Source organism: Streptomyces sp. ISL-100 (assembly GCF_018614615.1).
Classification (GTDB): domain Bacteria; phylum Actinomycetota; class Actinomycetes; order Streptomycetales; family Streptomycetaceae; genus Streptomyces.
Genome location: NZ_JAGGOK010000075.1, coordinates 16,980 through 41,308, shown reverse-complemented (window position 1 = coordinate 41,308; position 24,329 = coordinate 16,980). Strand labels below are relative to the sequence as shown.

Below are 24,329 nucleotides of genomic sequence, written 5' to 3'. Positions count from 1 at the left end.
CTCCACCCGGCTTCCCGGCGGAGGGCACCCACAGAGGCCGCCTGGTCAGATGACTCGCCCACTCGCGAACCGCACGAACTCCGCCCACTCCCCCGCCGCGACACTCAGCACCGGGCCCCACCCGCGCTTCGAGTCGCGGACGTACACCGCGCTCTCGGCGGTGGCCACCTCCACGCACTCACCTCCGCCGGTGCCGCTGTAGCTGCTCTTGAACCACTTCAGGTCCGAAGTGCCATGCGGGGACTGGTTGTTGCTCATAGCTCTCCCATGACGCGTTCGATCAGGCGCGCAGACTCGCCGATGTTGAGGGCCTGCGACCGCAGCATCCCATAGCGCAGCCAGAGGTCACTGACCTTATCCGGCTCCGAGACGACCATCCCGATGTCCTGCGACTCCACATAGGCCACCTGCTTCCGCTCCGCTGTTTCAAGGAGCACCATCGACCCGTTGAGGCCCGGATGCGCCCCGAGAGCGGTGGGCACGATCTGAATCTGGATGTTGCGCTCGCCGCCCCGCTCCAGGAGTTGCTGGAACTGGCGCTTCATCACCACAGCTCCACCCACCGGCCGATGCAGTACCACTTCCTCGATCAAGAACGTCGCCACAACCGGAGGTTCCTGCCGGTCAAGCAGCCGCTGCCTGTCCATCCGGGCCGACAGGCGTCCCTCAAGCAACTCGTCGGACACGGGCGGGAAGTGCGCCCCGAGGAGCGCCCGCGCGTAACCCTCGGTCTGCAACAGGCCAGGGACGACATAGCCGCCGTACCAGAAGAAGCTCAGCGCCTCCGCCTCAAGCACCGCATAGTTGCGGAAGAACCTCGGCAGTCGCGCCAGATCCACCTCCTCCTGCAACGCCGCCAACACCCCACCAGCCCCCAGCACTTCCTCCGCCCGCTCCGTAAACCGCGCCTTCGCCGGCCGCCGACCCTGCTCGATCGAGGCCGTCTGCTCGTACGAGTAGCCCACCGCCTCCGCGAGGGCTTCCTGGCTCAGGCCCGCCTTGTCCCGGAACAGCTTCAGCAGCTTGCCGTAGCCGACCCAGATCGCGGGGCGGTCGTCATCAGGCCCCCTCCCTCGCTCCCGCCGGGCGCGCGGGCTCCGTTGCTCAAGGCCGCCACCCGCCGCGCCGCTCCCGCTGCCCCTCGCGATCATCCGCCTCACACTCCCGCTGTCGCACCGTGCTCGCGTACGAGCCGAATCCAACGCGCCCCATCCTCATGAGGTCACGGCCCGCACCCCGTACAAACCAACACCCCACCCGCACCCGCCGATTCGGTACGGACAGACGACCTGGTCAGGCTATCCGCGTGACGGGACAGTTACCCTATGAAGTAAAACTCCCCCCACCGCACCCCTGGTTCCCCCCTCGACCGCCCAACTCCCGTTTTTCCGGATGCGGTTCAGCTCCACCCTGCGCGGCGCCCGCCTCGCCCGCCTCCTCGCCGTACAGCACCTCGCCGAGCACGGCACACCGCCCGCCGGCGACCTCTCCCGTGCCGTGGCGACCGTCCTCGCAGAGTTCGCGGCGAACGCGATCACCCACGGCCGTACGCCCGGCCGGGACTTCGAGGTCGGCCTCCACCTCGCACCCGACCTCACCCACGTCCGCGTCGAGGTCACCGACACCCGCCCCGACCGCTTCCCGCGCACCCCCGCCGACAGCAAGCACGGGCTCCCCACACCCCCTCCCCCGTACACGACATCCGGCCGCGGCCTCCTCCTGGTCGCCGCGACCGCCGACCGCTGGGACTGGTTCGTACGCGACAACTGCACCAAGACCGTCTGGGCCGAACTGACCCGCAGCCCACAGCCCCACTCCCCGAACAACAGTAATCAGCTTGTGAACTAAGTCAACGCCCCGCATGCTGTTCCGGAGTCGATTGTCAGTGGCCCCGGATAGTCTCGTGGTATCCCCTCAGCCGTACGGAAAGGGCCGTGACCCACCCCATGCCCGCACAGTCCACGCCGCCCCCGGCCCCCACGGTCCCGCACCCGCTCACCGAGGTGCCGAACACCTTCCTGCCCGGCGACTCCTACGACGCACGCGACGGCCTCGGCACGTACATCCGCCGCGATCTGCTCGGCCCCTGGGACGGGGAGACCGAGCAGCTGCCGCAGCACTCCGCAGGGCCGCGCGACCGCTATCTGGTGGGGATGCTCGGGCCCCGGGCCGGCGACGACACGCGGGTGCGGATCGCGCGGGCCGCCGCCCAGGAGGGCGACATGGAGCAGGGCGGGGATGCCGAGGGGGATGACGGCGAGCTTCCCGAGCGGCTGACCCCGCAGGCGTCCGGGCGTATCTGGGCCTCCTCCATGGGGCTCTCTTTCGTCGTCCCCGCCTCGATCGGCACGCTCACCGTGACCGCCTCCTGGGGGCGGTATGCGCTGACCGAGGAGCACGGCGAGGACGAGCACGCGCAGGCGCCCACCCGCAACCGTGTGCGCCGGGCGTGGGGCCGTGAACCGGTCAGCCACACCCGGGACATCGACGTCACCCGGCCGGGGAACCACTCCCCCGACCCGCTGGAGGGGGACGCCGACGCCGGGGTGATCCTCGACGTGAGGGTCCGCGAGAGGGCCGGCGCACCCGGGGAGGAGGACCTGCGCGTGGTGGAGGTCTCCCTGGTCAATCTCCTGCCCGAGCTGAACGAACAGCGGGACGCCAACTGGCTGTTCCAGGCCGGGCTCGCCGCCACCGCCTTCGCCGACGGGACGGCGGCCGTCTTCCTGCCCGTCGACGACCCGCTCACCGCGGGAGTCGGCACGGGAGCAGCCGCCGAAGACGCCGAGGAGCGCCGCCTTCGGCTGCTCTACCGCGACAGCCTGCGGCACGCCATCGGCCGCAATGTCGCCGTCCACGCCGCGGTGCGGCGCGGCGAGCGGCGAGCGTACCGGCTGGCGACCACCTGGCTTCCCGAGTACGACGTACGGGACACCACCGCGCCCGACGTCCGCGCCGAGGACCGGCTCGCCGGCCTCGAACTCTCCATGGACGCACTGTCCGAGCTGGCCGTGCCCGGCCGCCGCGCCGAGCTGACCGACGCCCTGTCGCCGCTCGCCGCGGGCTACCGGAGCTGGCTGGCCGAGCAGCGGGCGACCGCACAGACGCTGCCGGAGGACCTCCGGGAAGCCGCGCTCGCCGCGATCGTCCAGGCCGAGGACGTGTGCGTCCGGATCGGGGCGGGAATCTCCCGGCTCGGCACCGACGACACCGCTCTTGAGGCGTTCCGCTTCGCCAACCGGGCCATGGCGCTCCAGCGCCGTAACACCGCCATCGCCGCCGAGCGGGCGCGCCTGGGCGCCGAGGACGACGTCGCCTCGTACGCCGTCGCCCGGAAGACCGTGTACGACAGGGGCCCTGCGGGCGCGAGCTGGCGCCCCTTCCAGCTGGCGTTCGTGCTGCTCAACCTCGACTCGCTGACCGACCCGTCCCACCCCCATCGCGGAACCGGCCGCGAGGCCCTCGTCGACCTGCTGTTCTTCCCGACCGGTGGCGGCAAGACAGAGGCATACCTGGGCCTGGCCGCCTACACGTTCGCGCTGCGCCGGCTCCAGGGCGTGCTCGGCAGCGGCGCCGGGGCGTACAGCGGTGAAGCGGGCGTCGGCGTGCTGATGCGCTACACGCTGCGGCTGCTCACAGCCCAACAGTTCCAGCGCGCCGCGGCCTTGGTGTGCGCGGCCGAGCAGCTGCGCCGCGAGGAGTACGGGCGGGTGCGCTGCGAGCGGCCGGAATGCGAGGCGCGCGGGGCGTGCGAGCACCCCAAGCGGTGGGGGAAGACCCCGTTCCGGATCGGCTTGTGGGTAGGGACCTCGGTCTCGCCGAACTGGTACAACGAAGCGCGCGAGCAGATCGCCGGGTCCCGGGAGAGCGGCAGCGACAAGCACGCCCGGGTGATCCAGGTCCTCAGCTGCCCGTGGTGCGGACAGGGTCTCAAGGCGCACCGGGACATGCGGGAGGACGACGACCGGCGGCGGGTGCTGCTCTACTGCCCGCGCGGGGAAGGCCCCGAAGAGTCACGGTGCCCGTTCTCGCGGCTGAGCGCTCCGGGCGAGGGCATCCCCGTGCTCACCGTGGACGAGGAGATCTACCGGCTCGCCCCGGCCATGGTCATCGCCACCGTCGACAAGCTCGCCCAGCTCCCTTGGAACGGATACTCCGGGCTGCTCTTCGGCCGGGTCACCACCTGGTGCGAACGTCACGGCTACCGCCATGACGACCTCGACGAACAGACTGGCTGCCGCAGCCGGCACACCACCCGCGGCGCACTGCGCGCCACCACGGCCCGGCCCGTCACTCGACTGCGGCCTCCGGACCTCATCATCCAGGACGAACTGCACTTGATCTCCGGTGCATTGGGCACCACGGTCGGGCTCTTCGAGGCCGCCGTCGACCAGCTGTGCACCTGGAGTCACACCGCCCCGGACGGTCGACGGGTGGAGACCGGACCGAAGATCGTCGCCTCGACGGCCACCACCAAGCGCGCCGCCGACCAGGTGCGCGGCGTCTTCGGACGACAGGTCGCCGTCTTCCCGCCCCAGGTGGTGGACGTGGGCGACACGTTCTTCTCCCGGCAGGTCGAATTGAGCCGCGAGCATCCCGGCCGCCGCTACCTCGGGATCTGCGCCCACGGCACCCGCCTCAAGGCCGCCGAGATCCGCGTCGCCGAGATCCTGATCCTCGGCGCACAGCAGCTCTTCGACAACCACGGCACACCGGCCGACCCGTACATGACGCTCGTCGGCTACTTCAATGCCACCCGTGAACTGGCTGGCATGCGGCGCTACTTGGACGACGACATCACCACCCGGGTGCGCAGGAACGGCAGCCGCAAGGGCCGGGACACGATCGCCGACCGCATCGTCTCCCGCACCGGCATGCTGGAGATCCAGGAGTTGACCTCCCGTATCTCCTCCGCCGAGATCGGCGCCACGCTCAAGCGCCTGGAGTCCGGCTTCGACCCGGAGCTTGAGACGTCCGCGCGTCGTCGTGCCGTACTCGCCGAGGTCATCGAGGCCCGGCGCGACAAGCGCGACCCCCGGGTCCTTCCGGCGCACCCGCACAAGCGGGCGGTGGACGTGGTGCTCGCCACCTCCATGCTCCAGGTCGGCGTGGACGTCTCCCGGTTCGGGCTGATGCTGGTGGTGGGCCAGCCCAAGAACACCGCCGAGTACATTCAGGCGTCCTCCCGCGTCGGACGTGACACCCAGCGCCCCGGCCTGGTCGTCACCCTCTACAACTGGTCGCGACCGCGCGACCTCGCTCACTTCGAGGACTTCGGGCACTACCACGCCACCTTCTACCGGCAGGTCGAAGCCCTGTCGGTGACCCCCTTCACCCGCCGCGCCCTCGACCGGGGCACCGCCCCCACCTACATCGCGGCGCTGCGGCAGGCCGCGCACGAGAACTCACGCAATACCGATGCCTCCACCATCGACCTCGACGGCGAGATCGCCGCCCGCGTCGAGCAGCGGCTCCTCGAACGCGCCGACCGAGTCGGCGGGGAACGGGCCAGGGAGTACCTGGCCGACCGGATCGCCACACTCAAGGACGAGTGGATGAACCGGCGTTCAGCCGGCGGAGTGCTCGGCTACCGCAAGGAAAAGAAGAAGGACGCCCTCGTCACCCCGCTCCTGCGGCGGGCCGACGGAGCACGCTGGGATGTGCTGACCGTACCGATGTCCATGCGTGAGACGGAGAACGAGCTCAACCTCCTACTCCCGGGCGGCGGCAACGGCGGGATCTTCATGGAGCAATCCGCGCACGGCGGACCCGGATGGCGTTTCGGGACCGGTGGACGAGCCGACGGCGAGCAGGCGGACAGCCCCGTCGACACCGACGAATACGGACAGCAGCCGGACACCGGCACGACGAAGCGAAACGGACGGGGACAGCGATGAGCGGCGGCTACTTCCGCAAGGTCGGCTCGGCACGGCCCAGCCACCTGATGTTCACGGCAGGCGTGGGAGCCCTCATCGACCTGCCGAACTTCTCCGTCCTGGTCAAGGGACTCGACTCCTGGAGCCACACCGGCCTCGCCGACTACGTCATCGACGAACCCCGGCTGCGCGCCGCCGTCAACCGCTCTCTCCAGCTCTACGGCGAGAACCAGATCACCGAACTGCGCTCCGCCCCCTGGCTGGAGGGCAGCGACAACGACCCGAAGGGCCTGGCCGCGCAGGGCATCGGAGTGCCGGTGAGCCCGTTCCCCCAGTGGATGCGCTGCACCGCCTGCAATGAGCTGGCGGCCATCGACACCGAGGCGTTCACCTTCGTCAACAACAACCCGCGCACCCCCCATGAGGCGAAGTTCGTCCACGACTGCCGGGCCAAGGGCAAGAAGCCCCTGGCCGTGGCCGCGCGTTTCACCCTGGTCTGCACCGCGGGCCACCTGGACGAATTCCCGTACACCCCGTTCGTCCACCACGGCGCCCCGTGCACCCACGCGCCTCGGCCGCGTCTGCGCATGAAGGACCACGGCGGAAACCAGGCAGCCAACGTCACGCTCGAATGTCTGGCCTGCGGCACTCAGCGCAACATCCGTGACGCCATGGGCGAGCGCGGCCGCCAGAACCTGCCCGCCTGCCGGGGCCGCCACCCTCATCTGGGGACGTTCGAGCGCGAGGGCTGCGACCAGGAGGCCACCCTCATGGTCGCCGGCGCCTCCAACCAGTGGTTCCCCATCACCCTCAGCGCACTTGCCCTCCCGCCCGGCACCACCGAACGCGTCGCCGAGCTCGTCGAGGAGCGGTGGCCCGAGCTGAAGATGATCACCTCCACCGCGGTGTACGACGTGCTCGCCGCGACCCCGGCGTACGGCTATCTCAAGGACTACGACCCGGCCGAGATCATCGGCGCGGTCGAAGCCCGCCAGCGCGTTCTCGACCGCGCGGGCGCGGCGCCCGAGCAACCAGCAGCGGCAGTGGCGGCCGATCTCCTCGGACCCGAATGGGCCGTCTTCGCCGCACCTCAACTCCCCGCTCCCACCGACGACTTCGCGCTCGCGCCGGTCCCCGTCACCTCTCCTCTCGGCGGCCTCTTCTCGGACCTTCGCCAGGTGGAGCGACTGCGGGAGGCTCGCGCCCTGACCGGGTTCACCCGCCTCGACGCCCCCGACCCCGAGTCCCCCGAGATCGCCACCCCGGTCCGGCTCACTCGCGCCGCGCAGCACTGGGTGCCCGCCAGCGAGGTCCGCGGCGAGGGAATCTTCTTGCGGGTCCGCGAGGACCTGATGGCGAACTGGGAGGAGCGGATGCGGAAATCGGCGGCGATGGACGCGCATCGTGAGGCGTACAAGCGCTTCCGCAGGAACCGTAAGTCCGACCGCATCACGAGTGACTTCGACGAGATGTACGGCTGGCCGGGAGAGCGCTACCTCGCCCTGCACACTCTCTCCCACCTCCTGATCCGCACCATCGCCCTGGAGTGCGGCTACAACTCCGCCTCCCTCGCGGAACGCATCTACGCCGGCGACACCGACGACCCCCGCACCGGAATCCTTATCTACACCGCCGTCCCCGACTCCGAAGGAACCCTCGGCGGCCTGGTCTCACTGGCCGAGGATCCCCACTTCGAGCGCATTGTGCGCCGGGCCCTGAGCGATGCCTCGCACTGCTCGTCCGACCCGCTGTGCGCCGAACGTCTGCCTCAGCACCCGGCCGACTTCCTGCACGGGGCGGCCTGCCACGTCTGCCTGTTCGTCTCCGAGACGACCTGCGAGCGCGGCAATCGCTTCCTGGACCGGCGCTTCCTCGTGCCGCTCGGGGACGACCTCGGCGACAGCGTCGATCAGGTCCTCACTCCCATGGAACTCAGGCCGTGAGCCGCAGCGCCTTCGAGGACGCCGCCCACCTGCTCGCCGACTCCCTCGGCTCGTCCCGCACGAAGGACGTGGCCGGGGTCCTCGCTCGGGGCCGGGGACACGAGCACGCGCTGGCCGCCGTACAGGGAGCGGGGTCCGGCGAGTTGGTGACGGCCCTGTACGTCGCGGCGGACCGGGCCGGGATTCCGTACGCCGAAGCCGCCGCCTATCTGCGCGGTTACGTCGCGGGCTGGACCCAGCGGCGCGACGAGGTGGACGTCCGCACCGTCTGGAGCGGCCCGGCCACCCCCGGAGTCCCGGTCCGTTCGACCGCCAGGGTCCTGGTTGAGGTAGTAACGGCCGCCCGTACCGAACTCCTCGCCATGACCTATTCCGCCCGCCACTACGCCCCGCTGACCGCAGCGCTCAACGCGGCCGTGGCACGCGGAGTGGAGGTCCACATCGTGGTGGAGACACAGCATGGCGCCGGCGGCCTGCTGAGTGGACCTGAGCCCTCTGCTGCGTTCACGGGAATCGCGGGCTTGCGGCTGTGGCACTGGGACCCGGCCATGCGGGAGACGCCTCACGCCCGGCAGCACGCCAAGCTCGCGGTCGCCGACCGCCGGACCCTGTTCTTGGGAAGCGCGAACCTCACCGAGTCTGGCGTACGCAGAAACCTCGAAGCTGGGGTCCTGATCCGAGGCGGCTCCGTCCCACAGCGGGCTGCCGACCATATCCGGGAACTCCAGCGCCGACACGTACTGAAGCCACTGTCCACAGCCTGATGCTGAGCCTGGGCCACACAGCCCTGCTCCCCCACACCCGGAATCGTCGGTTGGGCGGCGAACAGGCCGGGTGAGGCGGAGCGGTCGTGGTAGACGGCGGACGAGTCGGCCGCTGCGCCGGGTTCTGCCCGGCGGCAGGGTGCTATCCGAGGTACCGGGTCGTGCCGCGAGGAAGGAAGGTGCCGTGGCCGGCGCGGCCGGTGTATTGGCCGTTGGTGATGACGAGTTCGCCGCGTGTGAGGACAGTCTGGACCTGGCCTCCGACGCATTTGCCCTCGTAGGCCGACTAGTAGGATTTTGTTAGGTGGCTGGTCGCGGGTGGGGTCCGGTAGTTCGATGGAGGTATGACTCCGGAGGAGCTTGCTGGGTGCCGTGACCGGCTGGAGGAGTTCGCGGGGGAGGTCTTTGCCCCGTTGGTCCGGTCCGACCAACGACCGGCTCTCCCCCGTTCCCATGTTCCGGGTCATCAGCCGGGGGCTCGAACCTGCGCGGCAGTAATTCACGTCGCCAACACGGACCAGATGGAAAGTCAGTTGATCCCCCGGTCCAGGCCGGACCAGTACGGCTCGCGGAGCTTGAACTTCTGGATCTTGCCGGTGGCCGTGCGCGGGATGGCGTCGCGGAACTCGACGGTCGTCGGCGCCTTGTAGCCGGCCATCCGCTGCTTGCAGTGGGCGATAATATCGGCCTCCTGCGCCGTCGCTCCTTCGGCGAGGACTACGAGGGCTTTGATCGTCTCGCCCCACTTCGCGTGCGGCACACCGATGACGGCGACCTCGGCGACCGCCGGGTGGCTGAAGATCGTGTCTTCCACCTCGATCGACGACACGTTCTCGCCGCCGGTGATGATCACGTCCTTCTTCCGGTCGGAGATCGTCAGATGGCCGTCGGTCTCATCGATCGTGCCGCCGTCGCCGGTGTGGAACCAGCCGTCCTCCAGGGCCGCCGAGGTCTCCTGCGGCTTGTCCCAGTAGCCGTCGAGCACGACGTTCGAGCGGGCCAGGACCTCGCCGGAGTCGGCAACCTTCAGCTTGACCCCGAGCGCCGGCAGTCCCGCACGGGACAGCTTGCGCGCCCGCTCCTCGGCGGGCAGCTCGGCATCGGCAGGCTGCGCCCGGTTGAAGGTGAGCAGCGGCGAGGTCTCGGTCAGCCCGTAGATCTGCGTGAACTCCCAACCCAGCTCCTCCCCCATCCGCTGGATCATCTTGCTCGGCGGGGGTGCCCCGGCGCAGACGATCCGTACGCGGTCGCGGCCCGGGATCTCGCCCTGCCAGGTCGCCGCCGCATCGAGCACCGCGTTCCACACTGCGGGCGCGCCGCACATGAGGGTGACGCCATGTTCCTCGACCCGGCGCAGGATTTCCGCGCCGTCGACCTTGCGCAGCACCACCTGCTTGACGCCGAGTCCGGCCATGACGTACGGCATTCCCCAGCCGTTGCAGTGAAACATCGGCAGTGTGTGCATGTAGACGTCACGTTCCCACACACGGGTGTGCAGGCCGAAGGTCAGACCGTTGACCCAGATGTTGCGGTGGGTCAGCTGCACGCCCTTGGGCCGGGCGGTGGTCCCCGATGTGTAGTTGATCGTCGCTGTGGCGTCCTCGTCCGGGTTCGACCACGGGCGCGGCTCGACGCCGAACCGCATCAGCTCGGTGTCGGTCCGCTCGCCGAGGACGAACCGGTGGCGCGCCTTTACGCCGGACAGCGCGTCATCCAGTTCTGGGTCGACGAGCAGAACCGAGGCCCCGCTCTGCTGCACCACGTAATCGATCTCTTCGGGCTTGAGGCGGAAGTTGACCGGCACACAGATCCGACCGCTCATCGGCACCGCGAACAACAGCTCAAGCAGCCGCGCGGAGTTGTGGCTGACCACCGCCACCCGCTCACCCTCGCCAACGCCGAGCGCGTCGAGCCCCGCCTGCCAGGCCCGAACCCGCTCGCCCAGCCGCCCATACGTCGACTCGGGCACCGGCGGGCCGGGCTGATCCGGCTCGTCGACCACACCAGCACTGGAGGAGAACCCCAGCTCTGCCCGGTCGAGGAAGTCCGCGACGGTCATCGGAATCCGCATTGCTCTCTCCTGTGTCCGAAACAACTACTTCAGGTGGGGAGTCCGGCACTTGCCGCTTCCGCCACCCGGCACAGCGGCTTGACGGGCTTGCGGCCACCCTTGGCCGCCGCGTCTATCTGCGCAACATAGGCCTCGTGGGTCGGCGGGGCGCGCCCTCCACCCATGCCCAGTAGCCCGTCAAGCGTGACGGCGCCACCGAAACGGCGACGGTCAAGCACCCAGCCGCATTTGAAAAGGAATGCCCCCTGATCTTGACGCCTTGAAAACATCGTCGGAACGACCGACATAGGTCACATATCCGTCGGCGTCCCGCGAGCCGATGTCGCCGGTGCGGTAGTAACCGCCCGCCATCGCCTCCGCCGTACGCTCAGGATCGCCGTGGTAGCCGGTCATCAGCCCGACCGGATCCGCGGACAGATCGAGGCAGATCTCGCCCTCACTCGCGCCCGCCTCCCCCGTGACCGGGTCGAGCAGTTCGATGACGTAGCCGGGGCTCGGCCGCCCCATGGAACCGGCGAGTAGCCGCTGCCCGGGGGTGTTGGCGACCTGGACGGCCGTCTCCGTCTGCCCGAAGCCGTCCCTGATCGTCACGCCCCACGCGCGCCGCACCGTCTCGATGACCTCGGGGTTCAGCGGCTCGCCGGCCGCCAGGGCCTCGCGCGGCGGCGTGCGCAGCTGTCCGAGGTCCGCCTGGATCAGCATGCGCCACACGGTGGGCGGGGCGCAGAAGCTCGTGACGCCCGCGCGGTCCATCTCGGCCATCAGCCTGGCCGGGTCGAAGCGCGTGTAGTTGTGGATGAAGACCGTCGCCTCGGCGTTCCACGGGGCGAAGAGATTCGACCAGGCGTGCTTGGCCCAGCCGGGCGAGGAAATGTTGAGATGGACGTCGCCGGGCTTGAGCCCGATCCAGTACATCGTCGCCAAGTGCCCGATGGGGTACGACACATGGGTGTGCTCGACGAGCTTGGGCCGGGCAGTCGTACCGGAGGTGAAGTAGAGCATCAGCGGGTCGGTGGCGTGCGTAACGCCCTCGGGCACGAAGGCTTCCGGGCTGCGGTAGGAATCGGCGTACGACAGCGGGCCCTCATGGCCGCCCACAACAATCCGGGTGTAGTCCCCCGGTACGTCGTCGAACTTCGCCGCGTCCTCGTCCCGCACGATCACATGCCGGGCCCTGCCGCGCTCGATCCGGTCCCGCAGATCGGCGATCCCGAGCAGCGGCGTAGCCGGGATGACCACGGCGCGCAGCTTCATCGCGGCGAGGGCGGTCTCCCACAGCTCCACCTGGTTGCCGAGCATGACAAGGACGCGGTCGCCCGGTCCGACGCCTTGCGCGCGCAGCCAGTTGGCGACTTGCCCGGAGCGCGCCGACAGTGCCTCGAAGGAGATCTCGGTGCGCCGGCCGTCCTCCTCCACGATGTGCAGTGCGGTCCTGCCGTTGCCCTCGGCGATCCGGTCGAACCAGTCGAGCGCCCAGTTGAACCGCTCGGGGCGCGGCCAGACGAAGCCTTCGTACGCCGCCTTGTAGTCCTCCCGGTGCTGGAGCAGAAAGTCCCGTGCCGCGCGGAATTGCTCCGTAGCGTCGCCTCGTGCCGCCATGCGTCCTCCTCGTTGCCGGACCATTGCCGGACCATTGCCGGACCGCTCCCTGACATCGTGTAATCAGTGACCTGATCTCACTACCCCCGTACGGGGGTGAAGGGAAACTCTCGTGGGGGATGTCACCGAGGCGGTGGAGATGCAAGCGGCTCTGTCGCGGATGCGGCGCACCACGGGGTTGCCGGTCGCTTTCGGCGGACTGCTGTCGGACGACGGCCACAACCGCCGGCTGCGTATCGCCGAGCTGAGCGGCGCGGCGACGCGCGCGCTGCACGGCCTGGTCATCACGGCGGGCAGCGGACTGGGCGGAAAGTCCATGGCGCTGTCGCGCCCCTGCGCCGTCACGGACTACCACTCGTCGCGGCACATCAGCCACGAGTACGACGTGGCGGTCGCCGCCGAGGGGCTGCGCGCCGTGCTCGCGGTGCCCGTGGTCGTACGCCACAAAGTGCGCGGTGTCCTGTACGCCGCCCTGCGCGAGGCGCTGCCGCTCGGCGACCGCGCGCTGAACGCGGCGATGGCGGCGGCGCGCGATGTGGAGCAGTCCCTGGTCGTACGGGACGAGGTGCACCGGCTGCTGACGGCGGCGCGCGAGCCGGTGGCGGGACCCGGCGCGTGGGAGCTCGTCAGGGGCGCGCACAGCGAACTGCGCGCGCTGGCGCCGCGCATCGTGGACCCCGCGCTGCGCGGCGAACTCCTCTCCGTCTGCGGCCGGCTGGCGGCCGCGGCGGGCGACGGACCCGCGCCGCAGCGCGAGCATCAGGTGGCGCTGACACCGCGAGAGGTGGACGTACTGGCCTGCGTGGCGGCGGGCTCGACGAACGCCGTGGCGGCGCAGCGGCTCGGTCTGCGCCCCGAGACGGTGAAGGGCTACCTGCGCTCCGCGATGCGGAAGCTGGGCGCGCGCACCCGCCTGGAGGCGGTGGTCGCGGCCCGCCGCGCGGGCCTGCTGCCGTGACGTCCGGCTGGGCGCCCCGCCCTACGCCGAGAAGACACCGAACCGTACGTCGCGCGTGCCGGCCGACGTCATCGTGGCGAGGACGTACTCGCCCTCCTCCACCAGCGCCGCCCGCTGCGCCCGGCCGAGCCTGCCGAAGGGCTCGATCGTCAAGGTCGCGGCGTCGCCGCCCTTGGCCTCCTCCAGCCGCCAGACGCCCGCCAGGAACCCGTCCACCAGGAAGGTGGAGTGGCTCTGGTTGCCCTTCCAGATCCGCACCTTGTACTCCGCCGGCACGACGCGCGTGCGGTCCGCGTGGGACAGCAGCACGTTGTCGTACTCCGGCAGGAACCGCGGCGGCGCCGGAGTGTCCTCGTCCGGCCGGGGCGCGTCCGGGAGGTCGAAGAGCTCTACGCCGTACACGTCCTGAAAGGTGACGAGCCGCGGCCGGAGCCGTTCGAACGCCTCCCGCAGCCGCGTCAGCCCGCACCAGGTCTGCATGTCCTTGACCGAGGCGGGGCCGAAGGCCGCGAGGTAGCGCAGTACGGTCGCGTCGGGCGCCGGGGCCGGCTGCGACTCCCGGCCGAACCACTGCTCGGCTGTGGTCAGCGCGACCTGGCCGCTGCACCCCCACAGCCCGCGCGGCGTGACCTGCACGAGCGGCAGCAGGCAGCGCGCGGCGACTCCCAGCGCGAGCGGATCCGCGTCGGGCCACTCCTTCAGCAGCAGCTCCCGGATCTCCTTCAGCGTCCTGGGCCGCTCCTCGACGAACTCGCGGGTCATGGCCGCCAGCCGTTCCAGATCCACACCCGTGAGCCCCTTGCGGAACATCTGGAGTTCGCGGTCGCGCGCGCCCTGGACGAGCGGGCGCAGCGTGAGGCAGTCGTCGGCGGTGTGCGTGTGGATGGTGGAGCGCAGCGTCACGAGGCGCGCGACCTCGCGGGAGGCCATCAGCCCTGACAGCGCCTCGGGGGCGAAGCCCTCCAGTCGCGCGGCGAGCTGGTAGTACGGCGGCTTGGTGTTCTGCGCCTGGAGGCCGACGAGGTGCCCGACGGCGTCCTTGGCGGACATCGCGGTACGCCGGAGGAGGAGCTGGCGCGCCAGGGTGGCGCGGTTGAGTGCGCGGGTGCTGAGCACGGCCGGTGCCGGTGCGGGGTTCGTCGTCTGCGGGGCCATGCCCGCACGCCACTCATCCTTGCGGACAGTTTCTGTCCGCGGTGGCAGAACGATGCCGACGACATTTGGGGCGTATATCCTGCCCGTGCCCGACGGCGCGCCCTCGCGCGCGCCCGACCGACGCGGGAGGTGAGATCTGCGATGACGGAGCGACGCGTCCGTCCCGCGCTGTCCCCGAGGAAGAACGCCTGGCGCAGGCAGTCTCCGACGCCGCCCGGCCCTCCCGCAGGCCCGCCGTCGCCCGACGGCGCCGCCGCGTCCCCCGACGGCGTACAGCGCAACGGCGCCAGCGTCGTGCACGCCGCGCTCTACCGCGACGGCCGTCGCGTCTGCGCCCCCGACTCGCTCGCCGAGACCTTTCGCCAGCTGCGCGAGTACCCGTCCGGCATGGCCTGGATCGGCCTGCACCGTCCGTCCGAGGACGAAATCCACTCCCTCGCCGCCGAGTTCGACCTGCATCCGCTCGCCGTCGAGGACGCCCTGGAGGCCCACCAGCGTCCGAAGCTGGAGCGTTACGGGGAGACGCTCTTCGTCGTACTGCGCGCGGCGCGCTACATCGACTCCGCGGAGGAGGTCGACTTCGGCGAGCTGCATGTCTTCGTCGGCCGGGACTTCGTCATCACGGTCCGCCACGGCGCGGCGCCCGACCTCTCCGCCGTACGCAGGCGCATGGAGGACGCCCCCGAGCTGCTGGCGCTGGGGCCGGAGGCGGTGCTGTACGCGATCCTCGACGCCGTGGTCGACGGGTACGCCCCGGTCGTCGAGGGCGTACAGAACGACATCGACGAGATCGAGACCGAGGTCTTCCGCGGCGACCCCGAGGTTTCCCGCCGCATCTATGAACTCTCCCGCGAAATGGTCGAGTTCCAGCGCGCCACCCGTCCCCTGGTCGGCATGCTGCACGGCCTGATGGCGGGCTTCGCGAAGTACCGTACGGACGAGGAACTCCAGCGCTACCTGCGCGACGTGGCCGACCACGTCACCCACACCAGCGAGCGCGTCGACGGCTTCCGCCAGGCCCTGGCCGACATCCTCACGGTCAACGCCACGCTGGTCACGCAGCAGCAGAACGCGGAGATGCGGGCGCTGGCCGAGGCGGGCTTCGAGCAGAACGAGGAGATCAAGAAGATCTCCTCCTGGGCCGCTATTTTGTTTGCACCCACACTGGTGGGAACCGTCTACGGCATGAACTTCGAAGACATGCCGGAGCTGAAGTGGGCCGGCGGCTACCCCTTCGCGATCCTGTTGATGGCCGTGGTCTGCGTGAGCCTCTACGTCATCTTCAAGAAGCGCGACTGGCTCTAGCCGACAGACCCACGCTCTTGATCGAAGTACGTGCTCGGGCACCGTGCCGAGCAGCGGTCCCCTTGCCGTAACGGGCCGTGCGTTCACGCTTGCCGGTGACAGGGTAGGCGGGTGTGCCGATCGCACTCCCAGCAGTGTTCAGGGCAGGCCGCCAGCCGTCCAAGTGGCGAGCGATCCCGAAGTCGACGACCTTGCCCGTGGCTCCGGCCATCAAGTTTCCAATCACGAGGGTGGCGACCGGGCGGCCTCCAGATCGGCTCGGCCGACGTCGTGGACGGTGTCGTGGACGGTAACGATGTGGCGGCTGTGCGCACGCATGGCCGATGGGCCCGACGTCATGTCGGGCCCATCGGTCGTTTTCACAGAACGCCCTCGGCGGGGTTCAGCGGCACAGGGCGGCGTCCACTGCGCGCTCGAGGTCCATCCGGCCCGCCTCGTCGGTGAGCTGCATGGTGACCACGACGTTGGCGGCGCGGCCGTCGTCGGTGGCGCCGCCCCGGGTCTCGTACCCCGGGAAGCTGCCGCCGTGGCCCCAGGAGAGGCCGCCGCACGGCAGCGGCCTGCTGACGATTCCAAGTCCGTAGCGGGAGCCGGAGCCGAAGGTCGCTTCGGCGGGGACGGTGGAGCGCATCTGGGCGAGCTGGGCCGAGGGCAGGAGGCGGCCGGCCAGAAGTGCCCTGAGGAAGCGGTTGAGGTCGGAGCTGGTGGAGACCATCTGGCCTGCCGCCCAGCCCCAGGAGGGGTCGATCTCCGTGATGTCGCGCAGCGGCGCGTCCGCCGATTCCCGGTAGTAGCCGTGGGGGTGGGGCTCCCGGATGCTCGCGTCACCGGGGGCGGGGAAGTAGGTGTGACGCAGCCCGACTGGCTTGATGATGCGCCGGTCGATCTGCTCGGCCAGGGGGCGGCCGGTGACCTTCTGGACGAGCAGGCCGGCGAGCACGTAGTTGGTGTTGCTGTACTTCCAACTCGTCCCGGGGGCGAAGTCGGCCGGGTGCTGGAGGGCTATAGCGAGCAGTTCGCAGGGGGCGTAGTACCGGACATCGTCCCCGAGGTGGTCGCTGTAGTTGGGGAGGCCGCTGGTCTGCTGGAGGAGCTGGCGGACGGTGATGCGCCGTCCGTCGATCCCCTCCCCGCGGACGAGGCCAGGCAGGTAGGTGTCGACGGTGGCGTCCAGGTCCATCCTCCGCTCGGCAACGAGCTGGAGGAGGACGACCGCGACGAAGGTCTTGGTGTTGCTGCCGATCCGCACCTGCCCGTCGACGGGTACCGGTGCGCCGGTGGCCAGGTTGCCGAGCCCTGCGGTGTAGGTCCGGGTGCGGCCGTCACGGTCCTTGACGCTCGCCAGCGCGGCGGGCATCCCGTCGTCCCGCACCAGCGCGTTCAGGCTCTGCTGGACGGCGTCCGGCCTGGCGACGGAGGCGGCGGGCGGGGCGAGGGCGCCCAGCGCCATGACGCCGATGGCCACCGCGGCTGCCGCGGGCAGGGCCCGTCGCCGCGTGCCCTGCTGCCGGCCCGGCGAGCGAAGCCCTTGCCGTGTCTGTCCACGCATGAGTCAACTCCTGAGGAATCGTTGGATCGTCGTTCGGGTCGCCGGGTTGCCGGGTGCCTGATTCATCCGCACAGGGCCCTGTCCACGGCGTCCAACACGTGCTGCGTGGCCGCACCGGTCGACGGGATGCTGGTCACCGCGACGTTGGCGGCGCGGCCGTCGTCGGTGACGCCGCCCCGGGTCTCGAACCCCGCGATGTCGCCGCCGTGGCCCCAGTAGACGCCGCCGCACGACAGCGTCCTGCTGGTGAGCCCGAGTCCGTAGCGGAGTCCGGAGGGCCCGCCGACGGCGACGGTGGTGCGCATCTCAGCGAGCTGGGCGGCCGGGAGGAGGCGGCCGCCGAGCAGCGCGCCGAAGAACCGGTTGAGGTCGGAGTTGGTGGAGATCAACTGACCTGCGGCCCATCCCCACGAGGGGTCCATCTCCGTGAACTCGCGCAGCGGGCCGTCCGTCGGGTTGCGGTGGTAACCCTTGGGGTGCGGCTCCCGGATGGTCATGTCACCGGGGGCGGGGAAGTAGGTGTGGCGCAGCCCGACCGGCTTGATGATGCGCCGGTCGATCTCCTCGGCGAGGGGGCGGCCGGTGACCTTCTGGACGATCAGGCCGGCCAGGATGTAGTTCGTGTTGCTGTACCCCCAGGTCTTCCCGGGGGCCGCGTCGGCCGGGTACCGGAGGGCGATGTCGAGCAGGTCGTGGGGCTCGGCGTACCGGTACCTGATCTCGTCGTCGTTGACGTGCTTGCCGTACTCGGGGAGTCCGCTGGTGTGCTGGAGGAGCTGACGGACGGTGATGTTACGCCCGTCGATTCCCTCCCCGCGGACGAGGCCGGGCAGGTAGGTATCGACGGAAGCGTCGAGGCCGACCTTCCCTTCGGCGACCAGCTGTATGACCACGACCGCCGTGAACGCCTTGGTGTTACTGCCGATCCGCACCTGGCCGTCCCTGGGCACCTTCGAGCCGGTGGCCAGGTCGCCGACTCCAGCGGTGTAGGTGCGGGTGCGGCCCTTGCGGTCCTGGACGCTCGCCAGCGCGGCGGGCATCCCGTCGTCACGCACCAGCGCGTTCAGGGCCTGCTGGACGGCGTCCGGCCTGGCGGCGGCAGCAGCGGAGGCGGAGGCGGCGGGCGGGGCGAGAGCGCCCAGCGTCATGACGCCGATGGCCACCGCGGCCGTGGCCGACACGGCTCGTCGCCACCTGCCGCCCTGCTGCCGGGTCGAGGAACGAAGGCCCTGCCGGGTCTGAGCACGCATGAGTCAACTCCTGGGGAATCGTTTGGTCGGAGCACGATCCTGGTTTCCAGGGCCCTCTGACCGCATCGCGGGAAGGCGGGAGAAATCGCTCCCCCGATCGGGGGAGGCTGCCAGTGGGCTGCCCGGCGATACTGACGACCATGATCAGGGGAATTCGGCCGCTGCTGCGCGGCTCCACGTATTCGGGTGTGCTGTTCGCCTATTGCGGCGCGCTGGCGAGCCTTCCGCTGCTGCCTCTTGCCCTGTTGCCGGCGCTGTCGTGGCGATCCGCACCCGAGAGCGTGCAGATCGTCCTGGTCCTGCTGGTCTGGGCGGTACTGGTCGGCGTGGTCGGACTGGCGCGCCCCGTACGGCGGGCGCTGGTCGTGTCCGCCCGCCGACTGCTGCGGGTGCCGCTGCCGAATCCGGTGGCCGGCAGCCAGACCTCCGGTTCCCTCGGCCTGGACCGCTGGCGGACCCCGCTCTGGCTGGTGCTGCACGTGGCCGTCGGGTGGACGGGGGCGCTGGCGAGCGGGGTGCTGTTCATCATGGGCCTCTCCCTGCCGGGGAACTGGCTCGGCGGCGAGGCGCGGGCGAGTCTGTTCGGCACGTCGGTCCGGGTGTCGGGCGGGTGGAGCTGGGTGGTGGCGGCCGTGTGCATCCTGCTGGCGGTAGCCGTCTGCGTACTGGTGACGAAGGCCCTGCGGTGGTCGGCACCACGGCTGCTGGGGCCGTCGGCGGCCGAACGGCTCGCGCTCGCTGCCGAGCGGGAACTGCTGCTGGCCGAACGCAACCGGATCGCCCACGAGTTGCACGACTCGATCGGACACACACTGACGGCGGCCACCATCCAGGCGGCGGTGGCGGGCGAGGTGCTCTCCGCCGACCCGGCGGCGGCGCGGGCCGCCCTGCGCAGCATCGAGGAGTCGACGCGGGCCGCGCTGGAGGACCTGGACTACGTACTCGGAGTGCTGCGCGAGCAACAGTCGGGGACGGCGCCGACGCGGACTCTGGCCGACCTCCCCGAGCTGCTGGACCGCCTGCGGCACGCGGGGGCGGTGGTGGAACCGGAGCTGTCGGGCGAGCTGGCGCAGGTGCAGGGGACGCTTTCCCGGGCGGCGTACCGAATCCTCCAGGAGGGGCTGACGAACGCGCTGCGCCACGGGGCGGGCGGCCCGATCGAGGTCCGGGTGGCGGCCGGGCCGAACGAATTGGATCTGAAAGTGGTCAACCGGACCGGGTCACGGACGGGCCCGGGCCCGGGTGCCTTCCCGACCTCCGGCCACGGTCTGCCCGGACTGGCCGAGCGCGTCCGGCTGCTGCACGGTGAGTTCCAGGCCGGCCCGGACGGGCCGCAGCACTGGCGGCTGGCCGTCCGGCTGCCGGTACGGGTGTCGGCGTGAGTGGATCCGACGCCGGCGATGGCATGGCCCTACCCGCCGTCACCAGCGCCGCCGTCACCCTCCTGATCGCGGACGACGACGAGGTTACCCGCAGCGGCCTGCGCATGCTGCTCGCCGCACAGCCGGGGATCACGGTGGTCGGCGAGGCCGCCGACGGCGTCGAGGCGGTCGAACGGGCGCGGAGCCTGCGGCCGGACGTGGTCCTGATGGATGTCCGGATGCCGCGTCGCAACGGGATCGAGGCCACCCGCCAACTGCTGGCCGAAGCGGCCGACCCTCCGAAGGTCGTGGTGATCACCACCTTCGAGAACGACGGCTACGTCACCGCCGCCCTCAGCGCGGGCGCCAGCGGCTTCGTCCTCAAGCGCCTCCCGGTCCGCCAGATCGCCGAGGCGGTCCGGGTCGTGGCGGCGGGCGAAGCGGTCCTCTTCCCGGCCGCACTGGGCCGCATGGTCGCCCCCCGCCCGCTGGACTCCGCCGAGGCCCTGCCGCAGGCCGCCCTGACCGGCCGGGAGGAGGAGGTGCTGCGCCTTATGGCCACCGGGCTCTCCAATCCGGAGATCGCGGAATCCCTCACGGTGAGCCTGGAGACGGTCAAGACCCACGTCGGAAACGTGCTGACCAAGCTCGGCGCGCAGAATCGGACCCATGCGGTCGTGATCGCGTACGAGTCCGGCCTGGTGGTCCCGGGCTTCGCCGGCTGACCGGCTTCCGCTCCTCTTCCCGGTCGTCCGGCAGCCACGGCTGGGGAGAATCTGGGGAGAATGAAGCCGCGTTGGGGAGCGGCTGGGGAGGATCGACCGCACCAACGGGCAACACGGTGAAAGGCCCGGAAAGGCCGATCGCCGCAGATCAGAGTGCTTCTCCAGCCAGTTTCCACAGGTCAGCAGCGTGAGGGTGACAACATCAAGAAGATCTCGGCCTGGGCGGCCATTCTGTTCGCACCCACACTCGTGGGAACGATCTACGGCATGAACTTCGACGCGATGCCGGAGCTGAACCGGACGTACGGCTACCCGTTCGCGATCGGCCTGATGGCGCTGGTGTGCACGAGCCTGTACTTCATCTTCAAGCGGCGGGACTGGCTGTAGGAGTGAGGCCGGACACGTTGATCACATTCGCATCCGCGAACGCTGTTGAAGAGTCAGCGCAACTACGCAACGTAACGAAACGGGCGGCCCCGCAGCCCCGGTCAGTCTTCGGTGCGGAGCCTGAACTGCGGGTTGCCCACCAGGCCGCGGACCTGCCCGGCGACCGACCCGATGCCGAGCATCAGCTCCAGCGCGGTGCGGGCCATCTGCTCCTTCGAGACGGTCTCGGCCGCCAAGGCCAGCATGACGTGCTGCATTTCCTCCTTGAACACGTCGATGAGGGACAGTTCCGGGGCCAGGTGCCGCACTGAACCTTCGATGTTGGCGAAGGCCTTGCCGAGGACGGCGATCGTGGGACTGGTGCGGATGCCCCGCTTGGTGGAGCAGGTCAGGATGCGGGTGAGGGTCAGGCCGAAGTTGAGTTCCTCCAAAGAGGCTTCGGCGATCTGCGGCACCAGGACGGCCATGTCGGAGCCGAAGGCACCTGTCTGCGCCCAGGGCGTGGCATGCCCCAGCTCGATCCACGCCTTCGCCAGGCCGTGACCGTCGTTCTGGGCCAGCGCCAGGAGGATCAGCATGAGCAGCATGCCGGTTCGCCGGTCGGTGCGCCCCACCATGCCCCAGTCGATCAGGGTGGCCTTCTCACCCGGCGCGACGAAGACGTTTCCGGGGTGGAGATCGGCATGGAAGAAGCGGTCGGTGAAGAAGCCGCGGAACACGAACGCCAGCAGGTCCTCTCCGATGCCCAGCCGTTCGTCCGTGGAGAAGTCCTCGTGGTCGGCATGGCGGATGGACCGGCCCGGCGCCAGGCTCTGCACCAGGACCCGTGACGTGGCCAGATGAACCTCTGGCACGGTCAAGTGCTTGAAAGACGAGGTGAGTTGAGCGGCCCGCCGCATGTTGCGTGCCTCGGTGACGAAGTCCAGTTCGGGCCGCATCGCGTCGAAGAGGACGTCGAGCATGGCCTCGACGTCGATGACAGCGGTGAAGCGGGGTGCCAGCCGACCCGTCACACGCGCGGTCCGGCGCAGCATCGACATGTCCTGGGACCCGGTCTCGCGTACCCCCGGTCGCTGGATCTTGACCACGGCAGGCCGTCCGTCCGCCAGGGTGGCGCGGTAGACCTGGGCCAGGGATGCCGCACCCAGTGGCTTCCGGGTGTCGATGTCCCGCAGTTCCCTGGCCCAGTTCGCACCAAGCTCCGCACGCAGTACGGGCTCGAGTTCGGAGAAAGGCAGCACGGACGCGTTGTCGTGCAACTTCTCCAGCTCCGGGATCACATAGTCCGGAACGATGTCGGGGCGGGTGGACAGGATCTGGCCGACCTTCATATAGAAGGGGCCGAGCTGCTCGAAAGCCCTGCGCAAGCCTTGAGCGCGCTCCGACTTCTGCTGCTCCCGCTCGTCGAAGGACGTCCTGTTTCCCGGACGGCCGTTGCGCAGGGTCCGGGACAACTCCTCGGCAGCGAGTTGTCCGAACACTCTGGACACCTGGCTCAGACGGCCGCTGCTCACTATGGGACCGCCTTGACGATAGACAGAGCAGGAAAGTACTGACCGGACCGGAACGTCAGCTGCGCCTCGGCTCCTGACCGCTCGCGGGGTCGCGCGCGACCGACGTGTCCCTCAACGCCTCGACGAAGGAGGTCAGTTCGGACCTCAGGGCCTGAATGGTCTCCTTGAGGTCCTCCTGCTCATCCCGCTCGTCCCGCCGGCTCTGACGGGGAAGGTCGACCCGTCGCGGGAATCGGTCCCTGGTGTCACGGCCGACGTCCTCGACGACGGACCGGCGGCCGCGTTCGCGCTCGCGCTCGCGCTCGCGCCAGTGATCGTCGTCCCGATCGCGCCACCGGTCGTCGTCCCGGTCGCGCCAGCGGCCGGTGTCCTCGCGACCGCCCACGCCGACCGCCCCGCAACCCGTGCCCCGGGCTCCGTCCGCCGCGGAGAACCCAACCACGCGCGCAAGAGCAGCGACGCCGACACGCACCCGCGACCTGCGGGGATTACGTTCGGGCCGACACGGCACCCAAGAGGCCATCGCCGAACGGGAGCATCAGGCGGGTCGAGGCTGGAGCCTGGTGGTGACACCGTCCACATTGGCCGGTCACCGCCTTTATCCCGGTGTCCTCGCCGACGCACAGTGGTGTTTCGAGCACCGCTCACCGCCGGTTTCCGCACCGGCGAAACGCCTACGGCTCGAATCGAGGAGAGGCCATGGTCGGTGTCCCGCGGCGCATGCCCAGTGCTGCGGTCCGTACCCGCGAGCGTTCTCAGCCGTGGACGTACTCCACTCCCATGGTGTGCGCGGCAGCGTTCATCGGATCCGCATGTCTCCTGCCCATGCTCGGTGTGGTGGGTGGTCTGCACCACCCGGCGGCCGCCTTGGCCGCGTACTGCACACTCTCGCTGGCAGTGGGCTTGCGCGCACACCCCCGAGCAGTTCCGCTTGCTGCCGCGGTGTGCTGGCTCTTCTACGACGGCTTCATAGTCCACCAGCAGGGCGAACTGGCCTGGGACGGCTGCACCGATGTGTCCCGGATGGGACTCCTCGCCGGAGCCTTCCTGCTGGGCACAACGATTGCCAGGGCCAGCAACGCACTCCGCGTCTAGCCCAGATCACATCGCGTGGCAGGCGCGGTACTGCGTCGATCCAGCACCTACAAGCCGAACTCCAGCAAGACGGGAGGAAGGTCAGCAGCCTCGCAATAAATGTCCACTGCCCAGGGGAGCAAAGCCGTATGGGGGTGGAGACGCGCGCCAGGATGAGTCGCCAGAAAACGAGCCGCGTGGCGAGGGCAGCCAGTGATCTCGTTCCCCTCGCAGTCGACGATCGTCACGGCACGGTGTGAACTCTCACACGGTGCCGGATCCTTTACGTGCGCTGCGACGCACCGCCGTGCCGAAATCGCTGCTGATCCGCTCATCATGCCCCTCCCCGATCCTCACCATCGGAGCTTGTCCCCCAACCTGGCTGATTTATACCGGTGTTGAGACAAACATAGAGAATCCATGGTCCTGTCATTGCACTCTCAAAGGCGTGATCAGTCTTGTCGCAATCACGATTGGCACACTCACACGGGGGCGCTGTGCCATGGGTCGGCGGCTCCTCCGCTGACGTCGGGCGAATACACCCCTCCTCAGCGCCTGGAGCCGGACCGGAAGGTCACGAACGGGCACCACCTAGCGGTGATTCCTGAGACGCCCCCGCTCTTGGTTAGCCGTGGATCATCCTTACGCACTACCCGCGGTTTGGTGAGACAGGAGGGGGTCTGAGACATGTGAGCTGTTCCTAACCCCGAGCAACTGGGCGGCCTGTTCGCCGACTCCGGTGCTGCCGGTGTGATGGTTGCCGACCTCCCCGACGCCGCGGCCGGCAGCTGGCATCGG

The 24,329-nt window shown here is 69.9% G+C and carries 17 protein-coding genes and 3 pseudogenes; 10 read left to right on the top strand and 10 right to left on the bottom strand.

Annotation, left to right across the window (positions count from 1 at the left end):
* Positions 1-45: 45 nt before the first annotated feature.
* Positions 46-258 carry a DUF397 domain-containing protein gene (locus J7E89_RS31645; RefSeq protein WP_214978274.1) on the bottom strand — a complete coding sequence of 71 codons (213 nt, stop codon included), beginning with the start codon at positions 256-258 and terminating at the stop codon, positions 46-48.
* On the bottom strand, positions 255-1,151 hold the full coding sequence (locus tag J7E89_RS31640; protein WP_214978272.1) for a helix-turn-helix transcriptional regulator: 897 nt from the start codon (positions 1,149-1,151) through the stop codon (positions 255-257). The genes J7E89_RS31645 and J7E89_RS31640 overlap by 4 nt, the downstream gene beginning before the upstream one ends.
* Positions 1,152-1,392: 241 nt before the next feature.
* Here J7E89_RS31640 and J7E89_RS31635 point away from each other — a divergent pair, with 241 nt between their 5' ends.
* The 4 genes from J7E89_RS31635 to drmC all read left to right on the top strand — a co-directional run bounded on the left by J7E89_RS31635 (position 1,393) and on the right by drmC (position 8,583).
* On the top strand, positions 1,393-1,848 hold the full coding sequence (locus J7E89_RS31635) for an ATP-binding protein (protein ID WP_214978270.1): 456 nt from the start codon (positions 1,393-1,395) through the stop codon (positions 1,846-1,848).
* 86 nt (positions 1,849-1,934) lie between these two features.
* Complete coding sequence (drmA, locus tag J7E89_RS31630) at positions 1,935-5,897, top strand: DISARM system helicase DrmA (protein WP_308315669.1); 3,963 nt, start codon at positions 1,935-1,937, stop codon at positions 5,895-5,897.
* Positions 5,894-7,819 (top strand): DUF1998 domain-containing protein, encoded by a 1,926-nt coding sequence (gene drmB, locus J7E89_RS31625; RefSeq protein WP_214978268.1) that lies wholly within the window; start codon positions 5,894-5,896, stop codon positions 7,817-7,819. Before drmA ends, drmB begins: the two co-directional genes overlap by 4 nt.
* Positions 7,816-8,583, top strand: coding sequence for a DISARM system phospholipase D-like protein DrmC (gene drmC / locus J7E89_RS31620; protein ID WP_214978266.1), 768 nt, complete (start codon positions 7,816-7,818; stop codon positions 8,581-8,583). Before drmB ends, drmC begins: the two co-directional genes overlap by 4 nt.
* A 142-nt stretch (positions 8,584-8,725) precedes the next feature.
* On the opposite strand, the pseudogene J7E89_RS41315 reads toward drmC, so the two are convergent.
* The 3 genes and pseudogenes from J7E89_RS41315 to J7E89_RS31610 all read right to left on the bottom strand — a co-directional run.
* Positions 8,726-8,869: pseudogene (locus J7E89_RS41315) on the bottom strand (dihydropyrimidinase); the annotation flags it as partial.
* A gap of 243 nt (positions 8,870-9,112) precedes the next feature.
* Positions 9,113-10,654 (bottom strand): AMP-binding protein, encoded by a 1,542-nt coding sequence (locus J7E89_RS31615; protein ID WP_214978264.1) that lies wholly within the window; start codon positions 10,652-10,654, stop codon positions 9,113-9,115.
* Positions 10,655-10,879: 225 nt separating this feature from the next.
* Positions 10,880-12,253, bottom strand: a pseudogene (locus tag J7E89_RS31610) (AMP-binding protein); the annotation flags it as partial.
* A 139-nt stretch (positions 12,254-12,392) separates the two neighbouring features.
* On the opposite strand from J7E89_RS31610, the gene J7E89_RS31605 reads away from it, so the two are divergent.
* Positions 12,393-13,211, top strand: a complete 819-nt coding sequence (locus J7E89_RS31605; protein WP_251061370.1) for a LuxR C-terminal-related transcriptional regulator — start codon at positions 12,393-12,395, stop codon at positions 13,209-13,211.
* A 21-nt stretch (positions 13,212-13,232) separates the two neighbouring features.
* On the opposite strand, the gene J7E89_RS31600 is transcribed toward J7E89_RS31605, so the two are convergent.
* Entirely contained in the window at positions 13,233-14,366 is a 1,134-nt protein-coding gene (locus J7E89_RS31600; RefSeq protein WP_214978260.1) for a winged helix DNA-binding domain-containing protein, read from the bottom strand.
* A gap of 141 nt (positions 14,367-14,507) precedes the next feature.
* On the opposite strand from J7E89_RS31600, the gene J7E89_RS31595 reads away from it, so the two are divergent.
* Positions 14,508-15,671, top strand: a complete 1,164-nt coding sequence (locus J7E89_RS31595) for a magnesium and cobalt transport protein CorA (protein ID WP_214978258.1) — start codon at positions 14,508-14,510, stop codon at positions 15,669-15,671.
* A 382-nt stretch (positions 15,672-16,053) separates the two neighbouring features.
* On the opposite strand, the gene J7E89_RS31590 is transcribed toward J7E89_RS31595, so the two are convergent.
* Positions 16,054-17,220, bottom strand: a complete 1,167-nt coding sequence (locus tag J7E89_RS31590; protein WP_214978256.1) for a serine hydrolase — start codon at positions 17,218-17,220, stop codon at positions 16,054-16,056.
* A gap of 62 nt (positions 17,221-17,282) precedes the next feature.
* Positions 17,283-18,470: a serine hydrolase gene (locus J7E89_RS31585; protein WP_214978254.1), complete on the bottom strand. Its 1,188-nt coding sequence runs from the start codon at positions 18,468-18,470 to the stop codon at positions 17,283-17,285.
* A 140-nt stretch (positions 18,471-18,610) separates the two neighbouring features.
* Here J7E89_RS31585 and J7E89_RS31580 point away from each other — a divergent pair, with 140 nt between their 5' ends.
* From J7E89_RS31580 to J7E89_RS31570, 3 genes and pseudogenes are all read left to right on the top strand, one after another.
* Entirely contained in the window at positions 18,611-19,852 is a 1,242-nt protein-coding gene (locus J7E89_RS31580) for a sensor histidine kinase (protein WP_214978252.1), read from the top strand.
* A 23-nt stretch (positions 19,853-19,875) separates the two neighbouring features.
* Complete coding sequence (locus J7E89_RS31575) at positions 19,876-20,556, top strand: response regulator transcription factor (RefSeq protein ID WP_214978295.1); 681 nt, start codon at positions 19,876-19,878, stop codon at positions 20,554-20,556.
* Between the two features lie 189 nt (positions 20,557-20,745).
* Positions 20,746-20,943, top strand: a pseudogene (locus J7E89_RS31570) (CorA family divalent cation transporter); the annotation flags it as partial.
* Positions 20,944-21,044: 101 nt separating this feature from the next.
* On the opposite strand, the gene J7E89_RS31565 reads toward J7E89_RS31570, so the two are convergent.
* On the bottom strand, positions 21,045-22,424 hold the full coding sequence (locus J7E89_RS31565; RefSeq protein ID WP_308315668.1) for an AarF/UbiB family protein: 1,380 nt from the start codon (positions 22,422-22,424) through the stop codon (positions 21,045-21,047).
* An 88-nt stretch (positions 22,425-22,512) separates the two neighbouring features.
* Complete coding sequence (locus tag J7E89_RS31560; RefSeq protein ID WP_214978250.1) at positions 22,513-22,899, bottom strand: hypothetical protein; 387 nt, start codon at positions 22,897-22,899, stop codon at positions 22,513-22,515.
* 257 nt (positions 22,900-23,156) lie between these two features.
* Here J7E89_RS31560 and J7E89_RS31555 point away from each other — a divergent pair, with 257 nt between their 5' ends.
* A complete protein-coding gene (locus J7E89_RS31555; RefSeq protein ID WP_214978248.1) occupies positions 23,157-23,552 on the top strand; it encodes a hypothetical protein in 396 nt (131 codons plus the stop codon).
* The last annotated feature ends 777 nt before the right edge of the window (positions 23,553-24,329 follow it).

What these genes read in the sequence shown, in the direction of transcription:
- J7E89_RS31635 (WP_214978270.1), top strand. Translation starts at nt 1,393, where the DNA reads ATGCGGTTCAGCTCCACCCTGCGCGGCGCCCGCCTCGCCCGCCTCCTC.
- J7E89_RS31575 (WP_214978295.1), top strand. Translation starts at nt 19,876, where the DNA reads ATGGCCCTACCCGCCGTCACCAGCGCCGCCGTCACCCTCCTGATCGCG.
- J7E89_RS31580 (WP_214978252.1), top strand. Translation starts at nt 18,611, where the DNA reads ATGATCAGGGGAATTCGGCCGCTGCTGCGCGGCTCCACGTATTCGGGT.
- J7E89_RS31555 (WP_214978248.1), top strand. Translation starts at nt 23,157, where the DNA reads ATGGTCGGTGTCCCGCGGCGCATGCCCAGTGCTGCGGTCCGTACCCGC.
- J7E89_RS31615 (WP_214978264.1), bottom strand. Translation starts at nt 10,654, where the DNA reads ATGCGGATTCCGATGACCGTCGCGGACTTCCTCGACCGGGCAGAGCTG.
- J7E89_RS31590 (WP_214978256.1), bottom strand. Translation starts at nt 17,220, where the DNA reads ATGCGTGGACAGACACGGCAAGGGCTTCGCTCGCCGGGCCGGCAGCAG.
- J7E89_RS31605 (WP_251061370.1), top strand. Translation starts at nt 12,393, where the DNA reads ATGCAAGCGGCTCTGTCGCGGATGCGGCGCACCACGGGGTTGCCGGTC.
- J7E89_RS31645 (WP_214978274.1), bottom strand. Translation starts at nt 258, where the DNA reads ATGAGCAACAACCAGTCCCCGCATGGCACTTCGGACCTGAAGTGGTTC.
- J7E89_RS31595 (WP_214978258.1), top strand. Translation starts at nt 14,508, where the DNA reads ATGACGGAGCGACGCGTCCGTCCCGCGCTGTCCCCGAGGAAGAACGCC.
- drmB (WP_214978268.1), top strand. Translation starts at nt 5,894, where the DNA reads ATGAGCGGCGGCTACTTCCGCAAGGTCGGCTCGGCACGGCCCAGCCAC.
- J7E89_RS31640 (WP_214978272.1), bottom strand. Translation starts at nt 1,151, where the DNA reads ATGATCGCGAGGGGCAGCGGGAGCGGCGCGGCGGGTGGCGGCCTTGAG.
- J7E89_RS31600 (WP_214978260.1), bottom strand. Translation starts at nt 14,366, where the DNA reads ATGGCCCCGCAGACGACGAACCCCGCACCGGCACCGGCCGTGCTCAGC.
- J7E89_RS31585 (WP_214978254.1), bottom strand. Translation starts at nt 18,470, where the DNA reads ATGCGTGCTCAGACCCGGCAGGGCCTTCGTTCCTCGACCCGGCAGCAG.